General features: G+C 63.9%; 11 protein-coding genes and 1 pseudogene. 5 read left to right on the top strand and 7 right to left on the bottom strand.

All coding sequences use genetic code 11. The features are described from left to right. Window positions 1-5: 5 nt before the first annotated feature. The 5 genes and pseudogenes from CQ13_RS20390 to pcaF form a co-directional block, all read right to left on the bottom strand. Window positions 6-329 (bottom strand): ArsR/SmtB family transcription factor, encoded by a 324-nt coding sequence (locus CQ13_RS20390; RefSeq protein WP_057844632.1) that lies wholly within the window; start codon window positions 327-329, stop codon window positions 6-8. Window positions 330-557: 228 nt separating this feature from the next. Next, a pseudogene (locus CQ13_RS20395) lies at window positions 558-1,058 on the bottom strand (VOC family protein); the annotation flags it as partial. Window positions 1,059-1,186: 128 nt separating this feature from the next. Beyond that, window positions 1,187-1,792 (bottom strand): protocatechuate 3,4-dioxygenase subunit alpha, encoded by a 606-nt coding sequence (pcaG, locus tag CQ13_RS20400; RefSeq protein WP_057844634.1) that lies wholly within the window; start codon window positions 1,790-1,792, stop codon window positions 1,187-1,189. Beyond that, the gene (gene pcaH, locus CQ13_RS20405) at window positions 1,793-2,494 is read right to left on the bottom strand and encodes a protocatechuate 3,4-dioxygenase subunit beta (protein ID WP_057844855.1); all 702 of its coding nucleotides are present in this window, start codon (window positions 2,492-2,494) and stop codon (window positions 1,793-1,795) included. A gap of 134 nt (window positions 2,495-2,628) precedes the next feature. Continuing rightward, complete coding sequence (gene pcaF, locus CQ13_RS20410; protein WP_057844635.1) at window positions 2,629-3,837, bottom strand: 3-oxoadipyl-CoA thiolase; 1,209 nt, start codon at window positions 3,835-3,837, stop codon at window positions 2,629-2,631. Between the two features lie 218 nt (window positions 3,838-4,055). Between pcaF and mutS the strand changes: the two genes are divergently transcribed. Beyond that, entirely contained in the window at window positions 4,056-6,791 is a 2,736-nt protein-coding gene (gene mutS / locus CQ13_RS20415; protein ID WP_057844636.1) for a DNA mismatch repair protein MutS, read from the top strand. Between the two features lie 99 nt (window positions 6,792-6,890). On the opposite strand, the gene CQ13_RS20420 is transcribed toward mutS, so the two are convergent. Continuing rightward, window positions 6,891-7,685: a hypothetical protein gene (locus CQ13_RS20420; RefSeq protein ID WP_057844637.1), complete on the bottom strand. Its 795-nt coding sequence runs from the start codon at window positions 7,683-7,685 to the stop codon at window positions 6,891-6,893. A 142-nt stretch (window positions 7,686-7,827) separates the two neighbouring features. Then, window positions 7,828-8,337, bottom strand: coding sequence for an OsmC family protein (locus CQ13_RS20425; protein WP_057844638.1), 510 nt, complete (start codon window positions 8,335-8,337; stop codon window positions 7,828-7,830). A 209-nt stretch (window positions 8,338-8,546) separates the two neighbouring features. Between CQ13_RS20425 and CQ13_RS20430 the strand changes: the two genes are divergently transcribed. The 4 genes from CQ13_RS20430 to CQ13_RS20445 all read left to right on the top strand — a co-directional run bounded on the left by CQ13_RS20430 (window position 8,547) and on the right by CQ13_RS20445 (window position 14,555). Beyond that, window positions 8,547-11,342 (top strand): [protein-PII] uridylyltransferase, encoded by a 2,796-nt coding sequence (locus CQ13_RS20430; protein WP_057844856.1) that lies wholly within the window; start codon window positions 8,547-8,549, stop codon window positions 11,340-11,342. Window positions 11,343-11,583: 241 nt separating this feature from the next. Further along, entirely contained in the window at window positions 11,584-13,407 is a 1,824-nt protein-coding gene (locus CQ13_RS20435) for a PAS domain-containing sensor histidine kinase (protein ID WP_057844639.1), read from the top strand. Then, window positions 13,404-14,075, top strand: a complete 672-nt coding sequence (locus CQ13_RS20440) for a response regulator transcription factor (protein ID WP_057844640.1) — start codon at window positions 13,404-13,406, stop codon at window positions 14,073-14,075. The genes CQ13_RS20435 and CQ13_RS20440 overlap by 4 nt, the downstream gene beginning before the upstream one ends. Window positions 14,076-14,168: 93 nt before the next feature. Continuing rightward, complete coding sequence (locus tag CQ13_RS20445) at window positions 14,169-14,555, top strand: response regulator transcription factor (protein WP_057844641.1); 387 nt, start codon at window positions 14,169-14,171, stop codon at window positions 14,553-14,555. Window positions 14,556-14,938: the final 383 nt, after the last annotated feature.

A 14,938-nucleotide genomic window follows, 5' to 3' on the forward strand; every position in this document is an offset into this window, starting at 1 on the left:
GCCTTTCACTCTTTGGTTTTCATTTCGGCCAGCACGTCGTCCAACCGGTTGTAGTTTGCCGCGAGCGTCTGCCGCAGCATCGCAAGCCATTGGTCGATCTCGGCGACGGCCGCGGGCGCTAGCCGGCATGGCCGTTTCGTGCCTTCGACGCGGCGCAGAATAAGGCCGGCGCCTTCGAGGACCTTGAGGTGACGGGAGATGGCGGGCTGCGTCATCTCGAACGGCTCAGCCAATTCCATGACGGTGGCCTCGCCTAGCGCAAGGCGCGCCACGATCGCCCGGCGAGTCGGGTCGGCCAGTGCGGAAAAGGCAGCGTCGAGGTTCAGCATGGAATATCTCCGACCAGTTATATAACGAACTTATTATATAACAATCCTTTTATGTCAAGTCGGAAAATCGTGAAGGTTGGCTGCAACTGAGGAACCGGGGGCTGCCCGGCATGCCGTACGCTCGTGGCGGATTCGGAGCGGCTAATCAGCTCGATATCAGCAGACCGAGGCGGTCGAGTTCTTCAGAACCGAGGAAGCGACGCCGCCAAACTGAGAATTCGCAGCCGCTCAGGCCCGTGGCTTGGTGAACGGCCGGGATTCCCGGGTCTGGGCGGCGAGCCTGATCGCGGCGTTGGCAGCGCCGAAGCCGTGATAGTCGCGCCGCTCGACGATCTCGAAGAAAAACCGCTCGTCGAAGGCATGGGTATAGGCCTGGAAGAATTCGCCCTCGCCTTCGCCGTCGTAGAGAATCTGATTGTCGCGGAGCGCCACCATCGTCGTGACGTCGAGGCCGTATTTGGCCTCGATATCGTCGTAGTAATTGTCAGGAATCTTCAGGAAATCCGCACCCCGCGCGCGCATGTCGGCCACGGCTGCAAAGATATCGCGGCAGGAGAACGCGACGTGCTGGACACCGGAGCCGAAGAATTCGTGGATGAAGCGGGCCGACAGCGTGCGGCTCGCCGCCGGGATTTCAAGCTCGCCCGGCCCTACCGGCTGATAGAAGGTGCGCGCCTGCAGCGCTTCCGCGCGTGCCATGGTGCTGGCGTCATCGACATCAACAGCGATACGTTCAGAAGTCTCGCAGCTCCGCCGATCGTGCCGGTCACCATCACCGCGCGGATCACCTCGACCTGGCGAAGCGTCATCATGTGCGAAGTCTCGCCTGTCGCGCCGCCCCTGCGATGCAGTCGCGGCTACACGTCGAAGAACACCGTCTCGTTGTCGCCCTGCAGATGTACGTCGAAACGATAGACCGCATTGCCGCCGCCCGGCTGGCGCGTCGCGATCAGCGTGGAGCGGCGCTCGGCCGGCACCAGCGCCAGCACCGGATCGGAGGCATTGGCGGCCTCGCCGTCGAAATAAATTCGCGAGTAATTATGCAGGAGCATGCCGCGTGCGAACACCGCAAGCACGATATGTGGCGCCTGCGGCTTGCCGTCGGGATCGGGCACCACGCCTGGCTTGATTGTATCGAACGCGTAGCCGCCTTTCGCATCGGTGCCGATGCGGCCGAATCCTTTCAACGACGTATTCGGCAGCGCGCGCTTGTCCTGCGGATCGCTGAACCTGCCCTGCGTGTCCGCCTGCCAGATCTCCAGCATGCAATCCGGCACCGGCACGCCGTCGCCATCGAACACCGTGCCCTCGACGCGAATGCGCTCGCCCGAGGTGTCCGAGGTCACCAGATTGTTGTTGAACGCATCGTTCCAGTCGTATTTGCCGTTCGGCGTCAGGCCATAGGCGAAATACGGACCGACGGTTTGCGACGGGGTGATGCCGTCCGGTTTGTTCTCGGGCACTTAACGGTTCTCCATCGGCGTGGCGTTGCGCCCGCGCAGCACAATGTTGAAGCGGTAGCACAGCGCCCAATCCGGCTTTGTGTTCTCCAGATCGAACGACGAGATCATCCGGTTGCGTGCCTTCTTGTCGGTGACCGAATTGAAGATCGGATCGAACGGAAACAGCGGATCGCCGGGGAAATACATCTGCGTCACCAGGCGCGAGACGAAGGAGTGGCCGAACACCGAGAAGTGGATATGGGCCGGCCGCCAGGCGTTGTGATGATTGCCCCAGGGATAGGCGCCGGGCTTGATGGTGACGAAGCGATAATAACCTTGCGCGTCGGATTGCGCGCGGCCGGCGCCGGTGAAGTTCGGATCGAGCGGCGCGGGATGCTGGTCGACGACATGGACGTAGCGGCCGCAGGAATTGGCCTGCCACAGCTCGACCAGCGCGTTCGGCACACCGCGGCCGTCTTCATCGAGCACATGGCCGTGCACGATGATGCGCTCGCCGATCGGCTCGCCCTTGCCATGAACGGTGAGGTCGTGATCGTTCGCGCGCACGGTCTCGTGGCCATAGACCGGCCCGGTCAATTCCGACAGCGTATGACGCATCGGAATCAGCGGCTTGGAGGGCGAACGCTTGACCGTGCTCTTGTAGGCGGGAGACAGCCGCGGCGGATGCGCCGCGAGACTTTGCACTGGATAGACCAATGTCATGACGAATTCCTCCCTCGCATCGCACTCGCGCCGCAAATTGCTTTGCAATTTTGTCGCTGAGCCGCGCCGCCGGATCACTATATGACATAACTAATTTGGGAAAGGGCGATTTATTGCCTTCCCAAACCATTGTCTTAATTCACCTTTTCGATCGCGACCGCGACGCCCTGGCCGACGCCGACGCACATGGTTGCCAAGGCAAGCTTCCCGCCCCGCGTCTCCATGCCGTGCACCGCCGTCAGCGCCAGCCGCGCGCCGCTCATGCCGAGCGGATGACCGAGCGCGATCGCGCCGCCATGCGGGTTGACGAAGTCGGCGTCGTCCTTGACGCCCAGTTGCCGCAGGCAGGCTATGCCCTGGGAAGCGAAGGCTTCATTGAGCTCGATCAAATCGAAGTCAGAGATCTTGATGCCGAGCCGCTCCATCAGCTTCTTCGTCGCCGGCACCGGGCCGATGCCCATGATGCGCGGCGGCACCGCCGCCGAGGCTAACCCTAGGATGCGCGCCCGCGGCGTCAGCCCGTGCTTCTTCACAGCTAGCTCAGAGGCAAGGATCATTGCCGCCGCGCCGTCATTGACGCCGGATGCATTACCCGCCGTCACCGTGCCGGGATTGCGCACGATCGGCTTCAGTTTTGCCAAGCCTTCGAGCGTCGTTTCGGGACGCGGATGCTCATCCTTGTCAACGGTGATGGGACCTGCCTTGCCACCGGGCACCTGGATCGGCGTAATTTCCTCGGCGAAATAGCCCGAGGCGATCGCCGCGCCGGCGCGCTGCTGCGAGCGGATCGCCATCGCATCCTGGTCGGCGCGCGATACCTGGAATTCTTCGGCGACGTTCTCGCCGGTCTCCGGCATCGCATCGACGCCATACTGCGCCTTCAACAGGGGATTGATGAAGCGCCAGCCGATCGTGGTGTCGTAAATCTCGGCCGAGCGCGCAAACGCTTCCGGCGCCTTGCCCATCACGAAGGGCGCCCGCGTCATCGATTCGACGCCGCCGGCAATCGCGAAATCGATTTCGCCAGCGCGGATCGCCCGGCCCGCGGCGCCGACTGCATCAAGGCCGGATGCGCAGAGGCGATTCAGGGTCTGCCCGGGAACCTGCTCCGGCATGCCCGCGAGCAACAGCGCCATGCGCGCGACGTTGCGGTTGTCCTCACCGGCCTGATTGGCGCAGCCGAAAAATACTTCGTCGACCTGCGACCAGTCGAGATTGGGATGCTTCGCCATCAGCGCCTTGATCGGGGCTGCGGCCAGATCGTCGGCACGTACCTTGGCGAGCGATCCGCCGAAACGGCCGATCGGGGTCCGGACGGCATCGCAAATGAATACATCACGCATAGAATCTCTCCCTGAATGCCGTGCTTTAGGCGTTGACCCAGATTGATGGCGAGTTTTAGGAGCGCTCCCGCGGCAGGTCAATTGAGGCATCGGTCCCGGGCGGCGCTTTCGCGGGAGGTCCGTCATGCCCTCACCGCTGGCGTGATGCGTGGAAAACTCTGACAACGCGGGTATGGGAATAGGACCGCGCGGCGAAATTTTGTAGTTTGCCGCCCGTAATGACGATCCAGCAGTCCATCCCCGCCCCCGCACCGCCCGAGGCCACGCCGGCACCTGATGCAACTTCACGCGTCACGCCGATGATGGAACAATATTTGGAGATCAAGGCCGCCCATCCCGGGCTCTTGCTGTTCTACCGGATGGGCGATTTCTACGAGCTGTTCTTCGAGGACGCCGAGATCGCCTCGAAGGCGCTCGGCATCGTACTGACCAAGCGCGGCAAACATCAGGGCGCGGATATCCCGATGTGCGGCGTGCCGGTGGAACGATCCGAGGATTATCTGCATCGCCTGATCAATGCCGGCCATCGCGTTGCCGTATGCGAGCAGACCGAGAATCCGGCCGCCGCGCGCGCCCGCGGCAACAAGAGCGTGGTGGCGCGCGGCGTGGTGCGGCTGGTGACGCCGGGGACGCTGACCGAAGACACACTCCTGGATGCCCGCACCAACAATTATCTGCTGGCGATCGCGCGCGCCCGCGCCTCCTCGGGCGGCGACCGCATTGGCCTCGCCTGGATCGATATCTCGACCTCGGAGTTCATGGTCACGGAATGCTCGACCGCGGAACTGGCGGCGACGCTGGCGCGGATCAATCCGAATGAAGCGATCGTTACCGACGCGCTCTATGGCGATCCTGATCTGGGCGCGCTGCTGCGCGAACTGCCCTCAGTGACGCCTTTGACCCGCGACGTCTTCGACGGCGCCACCGCCGAGCGGCGATTGTGCGACTATTTCGCGGTGGCGACGATGGACGGGCTCTCCGCGATGACGCGGCTGGAGGCGACCGCTGCGGCCGCGGCCGTCACCTATATCGACCGCACCCAGGTCGGCAAACGTCCGCCGCTGTCGCCGCCCTCGCGCGAGGCCGCGGGCACGACGATGGCGATCGATCCCGCCACCCGCGCCAATCTCGAACTGACCCGGACTCTCGCTGGCGAGCGGCGCGGATCGCTGCTGGATGCGATTGACTGCACAGTTACCGCCGCAGGCTCCCGGCTACTGGCGCAACGGCTCGCCGCGCCTCTCACCGACAGCGCCGCGATTGCACGGCGGCTGGATGCGATTGCGACATTTGTTGCCGATAGCCGCGCACGTGACGATATCAGGACCACGCTGCGCGCCGCGCCCGACATGTCGCGCGCGCTGGCGCGGCTGTCGGTCGGTCGCGGCGGCCCGCGCGACCTTGCAGCTTTGCGCGACGGCATCCTCGCGGCAGACCAGGCGCTGGCTCACCTCGCGCAACTCGAAGCCGCACCGGCTGAGATCATCGCCGTGATGGAGGCGCTGCGCCGCCCCTCGCGCGATCTGGCGCGCGAATTCGAACGCGCGCTCGCCGAGCAACTGCCGCTGATCAAGCGCGACGGCGGCTTCATCCGCGAGGGCTATGAGCCCGCGCTCGACGAGAGCCGAAACTTACGCGACGCCTCCCGCCTCGTGGTCGCCGCGATGCAGGCGCGCTACGCCGACGACACCGGCATCAAGGCCCTCAAGATCCGGCACAACAACGTCCTCGGCTATTTCGTCGAGGTCACCGCGCAGCACGGTGACAGACTGATGGCGCCGCCGTTGAATGCGACTTTCATCCACCGCCAGACGCTGGCGGGGCAGGTTCGTTTCACCACGTCCGAACTCGGCGAGATCGAAGCCAAGATCGCCAATGCCGGCGACCGCGCCCTCAATCTCGAACTGGAAATCTTCGAGCGGCTCTCTGCGATGGCGCTCGCCGCCAGCGACGATCTGCGCGCCGCGGCGCATGCGTTCGCGCTGCTCGATGTCGCGACCGCGCTGGCGAAGCTTGCGATAGATGACAATTACGTGCGGCCAGAGGTCGACGGCTCGCTCGGCTTTGCCGTTGAGGGCGGCCGGCACCCCGTCGTGGAACAGGCGCTGAAGCGCGACGGCCAGCCGTTCATTGCCAATGCCTGCGACCTCTCGCCGGGGCCGGGCCAGAAGTCGGGTCAGATCTGGTTGATCACCGGCCCGAACATGGCCGGTAAGTCGACGTTCCTGCGCCAGAACGCCTTGATCGCGCTGATGGCGCAGATCGGCTCCTACGTGCCGGCGTCGCGTGCCCGGATCGGCGTCGTCGACCGGCTGTTCAGCCGCGTCGGCGCGGCCGACGATCTCGCGCGGGGACGATCGACCTTCATGGTCGAGATGGTCGAGACCGCCGTCATCCTCAACCAGGCCAGCGAGCGCTCGCTGGTCATCCTCGACGAGATCGGCCGCGGCACCGCCACCTTCGACGGCCTCTCGATCGCGTGGGCCGCGATCGAGCACCTGCACGAGGCCAATCGCTGCCGCGCGCTGTTCGCCACGCATTATCACGAGCTGACCGCGCTTTCCGTCAAGCTGCCGCGGATGTTCAACGCCACCGTGCGCGTCAAGGAGTGGCAGGGCGATGTCGTATTCCTGCACGAGGTGCTGCCGGGTTCGGCCGATCGGTCCTACGGCATCCAGGTCGCCAAGCTCGCCGGCCTGCCGCCGGCCGTGATCGCACGCGCCAAGTCGGTGCTGGCGAAGCTCGAGGCGCAGGACCGCGGCCAGACCGCGCGCGCGCTCGCCGATGATCTTCCGCTGTTCGCCGTCCCCTCCCGCGCTGCCGCCGAAGCGTCGCAGCCGAGCGAGGCGGAGCAGTTGATGGCAGCGGTGAAGGCCTTGCATCCCGACGAGATGTCGCCGCGCGAGGCGCTGGAGGCGTTGTATGCGCTGAAGGCGAAACTGCCGAAGGGCTGACGCTCCCTGCCCGTCATCGCGAGCGCAGCGAAGCAATCCATCTCTCCTCGCGTGCGGAGCGATGGATTGCTTCGTCGCTCTCGCTCCTCGCAATGACGGTTAAGGCGCCGCCTTCCTTCGCCCGAGCAACCACAGACTCAGATTCCACCCCACGCACGTCGCCAGCGCCAGGCTCAGCCCGATCGCCGAGCCGAATTGCAGTGCCGCCACATGTAGCACTGCGATGGCGATGCCCAATCCGATCAAGCCCCAGGCGCTGTTGGCGAGCACGGCCGCGGTCGGCGGGCCGCCGATGCGCGGATGCAGGATCAGCATCATCGACGTGAACACGATCGGGAATAGCGCGATCATGCCGCTGATTTTGGGGCCGACCCAGCTAGATGTCGTGACAACCGTCGCTACCAGCGTCGCGACCAGCGATGCCCGCAGCGGAACGTCGTACCAGCGCCGCCGGATCGGCGGCATTTTGGCGTGGCGGTAGCGGGCGAGCAGCGGCACGCAGATGGCAAACGCAATGGCGTTCGCGATCAGGCCGCCGGTCAGCGACCATTGCACCGAGCGGATGATCGCGGCGAACGCGAGCCATACGGCGACCGCCACGAGGCAACTGAGCAGGGCGCCGTGGCGCTGCGCCAACACGACGTAGGTCAGACCGAGGAAGATCGTTGCGGCATTGATCGGCAGGCTCGCCAGCGCGCCTTCGGCGATGAAGGCTGCGTCATGATCGAGCGCGAGAAATACGTAGGACGGCCCCGCCGAGATCGGCAGCGTCGCGATCAGCGCACCGATGACGGGGCCTGAGCGTTCGGTGACGATGGAAGCCGTCACCACGAATGCGGCAGTGATCGCCATGCGCAGGCCGAGCGTCAGGATGAAGGCGAGTTCGGGGGACATGCTCTATCCGTCGCCCCTGCGAACGCAGGGATCCATACGCCGCGGCTGATCGATTTTGGGAGATGCGGGCTGATACTTCCCGCACCAATGGACTTCGGAGGTTATGGGTCCTGCGTTCGCAGGGACGACGCCGAAGATTGCTTCACACCCGCTTCATCGACACCGAGACTTTCGGGCCGTTCTTGATGGTCTGATAGACCACGCAATAACGCTCCGTCAGCTTGAGCAGCAGATCGAGCTTGTCCTGCGGCGCGTCGGTTGCGACCTCGAAGCGCAGGCGGATCTCCTCGAAGCCGACAGCGGCTTCCTTGTCGACGCCGAGCGTGCCGCGGAAATCCAGATCGCCCTCGGCGATGACGTTGCCGGTCTTCAGGGGAATATCGGTGGCGGTGGCGACCGACTTCAGCGTCACGCCGGCGCAAGCGACCAGGGCTTCGAGCAGCATGTCGCCGGAGCAGAGCTCCAGGCCGGAGCCGCCGGTAGCGGGGTGCAGCCCCGCAACCGCCAGCGCGCGGCCGGTCTCGACCTTGCAGGCGATGCCTTCACGGTCGATCGAGCCTTTGGCTTTGAGGGTAATGACCGCGGCCGAGGGATCGGACTTGTAGCGTTCCTTGATCGGGGCCTGCATCGCGCGGAGTTCGGCGGCGTCCATTTTCTACTCCCGGATTTTTTTGTGCATCGGATATAACGGGCTATCGATGCGCTGTCATCACACACCGTCGTGGCTGCCGGCATGCCCCATCCAAAATCCCCACTTTTCCAACGGGTTATGGCTGGCATTCGCCGAGGCGGCGGCATAGCTTTGCGTTGATCGTACAATCGCCCGTGACAGCCCCTGCGCCGTCCGATATCGGGGAGATCATGGACAGCATCGTGACAGAGGACCGCTCCGGGGCGGATGACCGTTTCGATACCGCGCGGATCACCGCAGCGGTCGATGCGCTGGCCGAAAAACATGCCGGCCGCGAGGACGTGTTCCGCTCGGCGCTGGCGCAATTGCTCAAGGCCGAGATGATCGCCGCGCGCGCCACCGCGCAGGCCGTGCTCTTGAAGGATCGCCATGGCCGCCGCTGTGCGGAGCGGCTCTGCTTCATGCAGGACGAAATCATCCGCATTCTCTATGCGGCCGCGACGCGGCACCTCTATCGCTCGCATGTGCCGTCCGGTGCTGAGCGCATGGCGGTCGTCGCCACCGGCGGCTACGGCCGCGGCCTGATGGCGCCGGAATCCGACATCGATCTGCTGTTCATCCTGCCCTACAAGCAGACCGCCTGGGGGGAGCAGGTCGCCGAAGCCATTCTCTATTGCCTGTGGGACATGGGATTGAAGGTCGGCCACGCCACGCGCTCGGTCGATGAGTGTATCCGCCAGGCGCGCGGCGACATGACGATCCGCACCGCGATCCTGGAGACGCGGTTCTTGACCGGCGACCGGCCGCTCTATGACGAGCTGGTGGCCCGGTTCGATAAGAACGTCGTGCAGGGCACGGCTGCCGAATTCGTCACCGCCAAGCTCGCCGAGCGCGAGGAGCGCCACCGCCGCGCCGGGCAATCGCGCTATCTGGTCGAGCCCAACGTCAAGGACGGCAAGGGCGGACTGCGCGACCTGCACACGCTGTTCTGGATCGCCAAATACGTCTACCGCGTGCGCGAGACCGGGGAGTTGGTCGAGCGCGGCGTGTTCGACGCGCAGGAATACCGCACCTTCCGCCGCTGCGCCGATTTCCTGTGGTCGGTGCGCTGCAATTTGCATTTTGTTTCCGGTCGCGCCGAGGAGCGATTGTCGTTCGACATGCAGCGCGAGATCGCAGTCCGCCTCGGCTACACCTCGCACCCCGGCATGCAGGATGTCGAACGCTTCATGAAGCACTACTTCCTGGTCGCCAAGGACGTCGGTGACCTCACCGCGATCCTGTGCGCCAAGCTGGAAGAGGAGCAGGCCAAGCCCGCGCCGGTCTTGAGCCGGATGGTGGCGCGGCTGCGGCCGGCCGCCAAGCGGCGGCGGGTGCCCGACAGCGACGACTTCATCATCGACAACAACCGCATCAACCTCGCCGCGCCCGACGTCTTCAAGCACGACCCGGTCAACCTGATCCGCATCTTCCATCTGGCGCAGAAGAACAACCTCGCCTTCCACCCCGACGCGATGCGGACGGTGACGCGCTCGCTGAAACTGGTGAACAGCCAGCTCCGTGAAAACCCGGAAGCCAACCGGCTGTTCATGGAGATCCTGACGTCGAACGACGCCGAGACCGTGCTGCGGCGGATGAACGAGACTGGCGTGCTCGGTCACTTCATCCGCGCCTTCGGCAAGATCGTGTCGATGATGCAGTTCAACATGTACCATCATTATACCGTGGACGAGCACCTGATCCGCTGCATCGGCTTCCTGCAGGAGATCGAGCGCGGCGGCAATGACGAGTTCACGGTGGCCAGCGACCTGTTCCGCAAGATTCAGCCCGAACATCGCGCGGTGGTCTACATCGCCACGCTGCTGCACGACGTTGCCAAGGGCCGGCCGGAGGACCATTCGATCGCGGGCGCCAGGGTGGCGCGCCGGCTGTGCCCGCGGCTCGGCTTTTCCGCGGCCGACACTGAGCTGGTGGCGTGGCTGATCGAAGAGCATCTGACGATGTCGACGGTGGCGCAGTCGCGCGACCTCTCCGACCGCAAGACGATCGAAAATTTTGCCGCCGTCGTGCAATCCGTCGAACAGATGAAGCTTCTGACCATCCTGACCACCGCCGACATCCGGGGCGTTGGCCCCGGCGTGTGGAACGGCTGGAAGGCGCAGTTGCTGCGTACGCTGTATTACGAAACCGAACCCGTGCTAACCGGCGGCTTCTCGGAAGTGAACCGCGCGCAGCGCATCGCGGTGGCGCAATCGGAATTCCGCGCCGCCTTCACCGAATGGCCGGAGGAGGAGCTCAATGCCTACATTGCGCGGCATTATCCCGCCTACTGGCTCAAGGTCGATCTGCAGCGAAAAATCCGCCAGGCGCGCTTTATCCGCGCCAGCGAACAGGCCGGGCATCAGCTCGCGATCAATGTCGGCTTCGACGAGGCGCGCGGCGTCACCGAATTGACGATACTGGCCACCGACCATCCGTGGCTGCTGTCGATCATCGCCGGCGCCTGTGCTTCCGCCGGCGCCAACATCGTCGACGCGCAGATCTACACCACCACCGACGGCCGCGCGCTCGACACCATCGCGATCTCCAGGGAATACGACCGCGACGAGGACGAGGGACGGCGAGCGACCCGCATCGGCGAGATGATCGAGCACGTGCTCGAGGGTAAATTGCGGCTGCCCGAAGTAGTGGCGCGCAAGGCCGCCAACCGCGGCAAGGTGCGCGCTTTCGTGGTCGAACCGGAGGTGACCATCAACAACCAGTGGTCGGACCGCTACACCGTGATCGAGGTCTCCGGCCTCGACCGCCCCGGCCTGTTGTATCAGCTCACCACCGCGATCTCGAAGCTCAACCTCAACATCGCCTCCGCCCATGTCGCGACGTTCGGCGAACGCGCCCGCGACGTGTTCTACGTCACCGATTTGCTCGGCGCCCAGATCAACGCGCCGACCCGGCAGGCCGCGATCAAGAGCGCGCTGCTTCATCTGCTCTCTGCCGAGGACAACGTCGCCAAGCCGGCGGCGTGATGGACTATCGTCGCCCGCTGCGCCAGTGTCATTGCGAGCCGACAGTCGCGGCACATCGGAGGTCAGCTCCCTCCCCCAGCGGCGCTCTACCCATCCGACAGGTCCCCTGCGCACTGCTGCGTGACCAGCCGGCGTTTCCGATTCAAGTCGGCCCGTTCGGCGGTGGCCGCGAAGGACCAGCCAATTTTGCCCTCCGGGCCTGCGAAAAGCTGCTAATATCCAGCCCGTTAGGAGGGCGACGTTGTCGCCGCCGATGGTCGCGAACACCTGGCGACGCAGCGCCGCTCGCGATGGCCGAGTGTCAGTGCTGATGATGCGTAAGCCGACGATAAAGTCCCTGAGCTCGGCCGAGCAATGGTTGCTCGGCAGCATGGCGCTGGCGTTGGGAGCGGTGGCCGGAATCTGGCTGCTGCTCGGCCCGGCACCGATGGCCGCGCCTCATTTCATTGCGACCGCGCTGCTCATCGCTTCGATTGCCGCCGCATTGGTCATGATCGGCCTGGTGGGGCGTACCCGACGGCAGATGGAAGCCGTGCTTGAGGGCCGACTGAGCGCCGAAGCGCGCGCGATCGAGACGCTGCGCCACAGCGAGGCGCAATGGAAGGAGGTATTCGAGCATAACCCGGTGATGTACTTCATGGTCGATGCGACCGGAACCGTACTGTCCGTCAACACATTCGGCGCCGCACAACTTGGCTACTCCGTCAGCGAATTGCTCGGGAAATCCGTGCTGAAAGTCTTTCCTGCCGAAGAGCAACGCGCCGCCCAGAGCAACGTCGCCATATGCCTGGAGAATATCGGCCAGACCCACAATTGGGAGATATGCAAAGTTCGCAAGGACGGCTCAACCCTCTGGGTTCGCGAGAACGCCAAAGCCGTGCGGCGGCTGGACGGCCGATTGATCGTCCTGATCGCGTGCGAGGACATCACGGAGCGCAAGCAAGCTGAAAATGCGCTGCGGCAGAGCGAAATGTATTTGGCCGAAGCCCAGCGATTGAGCCACACCGGCAGCTTCGGCTTGCGCGTCGCCAGCGGCGAAATCATCTGGTCGGAAGAGACTTTCAGAATATTTGGATTCAAAAAGGCCCCCTCCATCAAGTTCGCCACCGTCATTCAACGCATTCATCCGGACGATCGCGGCCGCGTGCAACGGACCATCGACCGCGCGTCGAGAGAGGGCAAGGACTTCGCGCATAGCTATCGATTGCTGATGCCCGACGGCTCGATCAAGCATGTCCACGCCACCGCGCATGCGGTGAAGGATGCATCTGATAGCATCGAATTCGTTGGGGCGGTAACCGATATCACGGTGCGCAAGCGAGCCGAGATGGAATTGCATGAAGCGCAGGCGACGCTTGCGCATGTCACGCGCGTGACTGCGCTTGGCGAACTTGCCGCCTCGATCGCCCACGAGGTGAACCAGCCGCTCGCCGCCGTCGTCACCAATGCCGCCGCATGCCGGCGTTGGCTCGACCGCGAGCCTCCCGATCTGAAGGAAGCGCGCGGGACAGTGGAAGCGATCATCAAGGACGGCAATCGCGCCGGCGAAGTGATCCAGCGGGTCCGCGCGCTCGTGAGCAAGGCGACCGATCAGAAGGCAGCGCTTCACATCAACGATGTCATCAACGAGGTCATCAGCCTGGTGCAGCATGAGCTGCTCAACCACCAGGTATCGTTGCGGCTGGAGCTCTCCCCCGACCTGCCGCTGGTCATCGCCGATCGGGTCCAGTTGCAGCAGGTCATTCTCAACCTGGTCATCAACGGCATCGAGGCGATGCAGCCGGTCACGGACCGGCCGCGGGAACTGGTGATCAGGACAGGCCAGGACGAAGACGGGCAGATCATGGTGACGGTGAAGGATTGCGGCGTTGGCCTCGCAGCCGAGAATGCTGGCCGGATGTTCGACGCCTTCTTCACCACCAAATCCAGCGGCATGGGCATGGGCCTGTCGATCTGCCGCTCCATCATCGGCGCTCATGGCGGGCGGCTGTCCGCGTCTGGAAATGCCGGCCCTGGCGCGACATTCCAGTTCACCTTGCCGTTAACTCAGGAGGATGCAGCGTGAACGCGCGGCCGGCATCGCCTTCCAGCCTCGCAAGCGTCGAGGAACCAGTCGTCTTCGTCATCGACGACGACGCATCGGTACGTGAGGCGCTGAGCAATCTCTTCCGGTCCGTGGGATTGCGGGTCGAGGCGTTCGGTTCGGCTCACGAGTTTCTGAAGTACAAGCTTCCGAATGCCCCCAGTTGCCTGATTCTTGACATCAGGCTGCCCCGGCTGAGCGGCCTCGACTTTCAGGCCGAACTGGCCAAGGCCGACATTCACATTCCGATCATCTTCATGACCGGTCATGGCGATATTCCGATGACGGTCCGCGCAATGAAGGCCGGCGCCGTCGATTTTCTGACCAAGCCATTCCGCGATCAGGACATGCTGGATGCCGTAACCGCGGCAATCGAGCGCGACCGCAACAGCCGCGGCGAAGCGATGGTTCTCTCAGAGCTGCACGCGCTTTTCGCGACGCTAACTCCCCGGGAGCGGCAGGTGATGGCGCTGGTGACGTCGGGGCTCATGAACAAGCAGATCGCAGCCGAAATCGGCCTGGCGGAGATCACCGTGAAGATACATCGCGGGCATATCATGCGGAAAATGGGAGCGAAGTCGCTGCCCGATCTGGTACGAATGGCCGAGCTACTCGGGATCGGGCCTGCATCCGGCCGGTCGCAAACCTAAGTATGATTTTCCCTCGCTGATTTGCAGCGCACTCTCCCCAAACGCGGCGGCACAGCAAAAGACATCCTCTGGTCGTCTCCAGAAAGTATCGCCTTGTCCAATCGAGCCATATCAATCATCGACGACGACGGGTCGGTTCGAGCCGCGACCCATAATCTCGTCAGGTCGCTTGGTTACGTTGTCCATTCATTTGCGTCGGCCGAGGAGTTCCTGCAATCGCCGCATCTGAATGACACCTCGTGCGTGATAACGGATGTCAGAATGCCCGCCATGAGCGGGCTCGACCTGCAAGCTCATCTACTCGCCACCGGGCGTCGCTTTCCTTTCATTTTCGTCACGGCCTTTTCAGTCGAAAGCGACCGCGCGCGAGCCATGAAGGCGGGAGCAACCTGCTTTTTGAGCAAGCCGTGCGATGGCGAAACGCTGATCAAATGCCTCGAAGCGGCGCTGGCGCCAAATGGCGCGGCAGCAACCAAATGAGCCGATCCAGCCCTAGAGCCTTTCGGTTCTGATTGAATCAGAACCGGGCTCTTAGATTCTTGCTTTGACGCGTTTTCTTGACGAGAACCGGTGTCCACCCCGGATCGAGTCCGGGGCAAGCTTTCGCTGGAAAACGCTCTAGGGCGAGCCAGCATACGTAAGGATGATCTCGCCAAACATCTGGACGAATTGAAGATAGGCCCCGACCGCGCCAGACTTCGCATCGTCCTTCGAGAAGCGAAGGGCGAAAAGCATCACACATTTTGACCAGCAAGTGGCAATTCCTCGGAAAGGAGGTCGCCATGCGTACAGAACTGCGTTGCGCCGAGTGTGGCAGCGAAGGCCCCAGAATAATCTCTCTGCGAAATCCAGCGCGCGAACGC

It is taken from the genome of Bradyrhizobium retamae, assembly GCF_001440415.1.
In the GTDB taxonomy this organism is placed as follows: Bacteria; Pseudomonadota; Alphaproteobacteria; order Rhizobiales; family Xanthobacteraceae; genus Bradyrhizobium; species Bradyrhizobium retamae.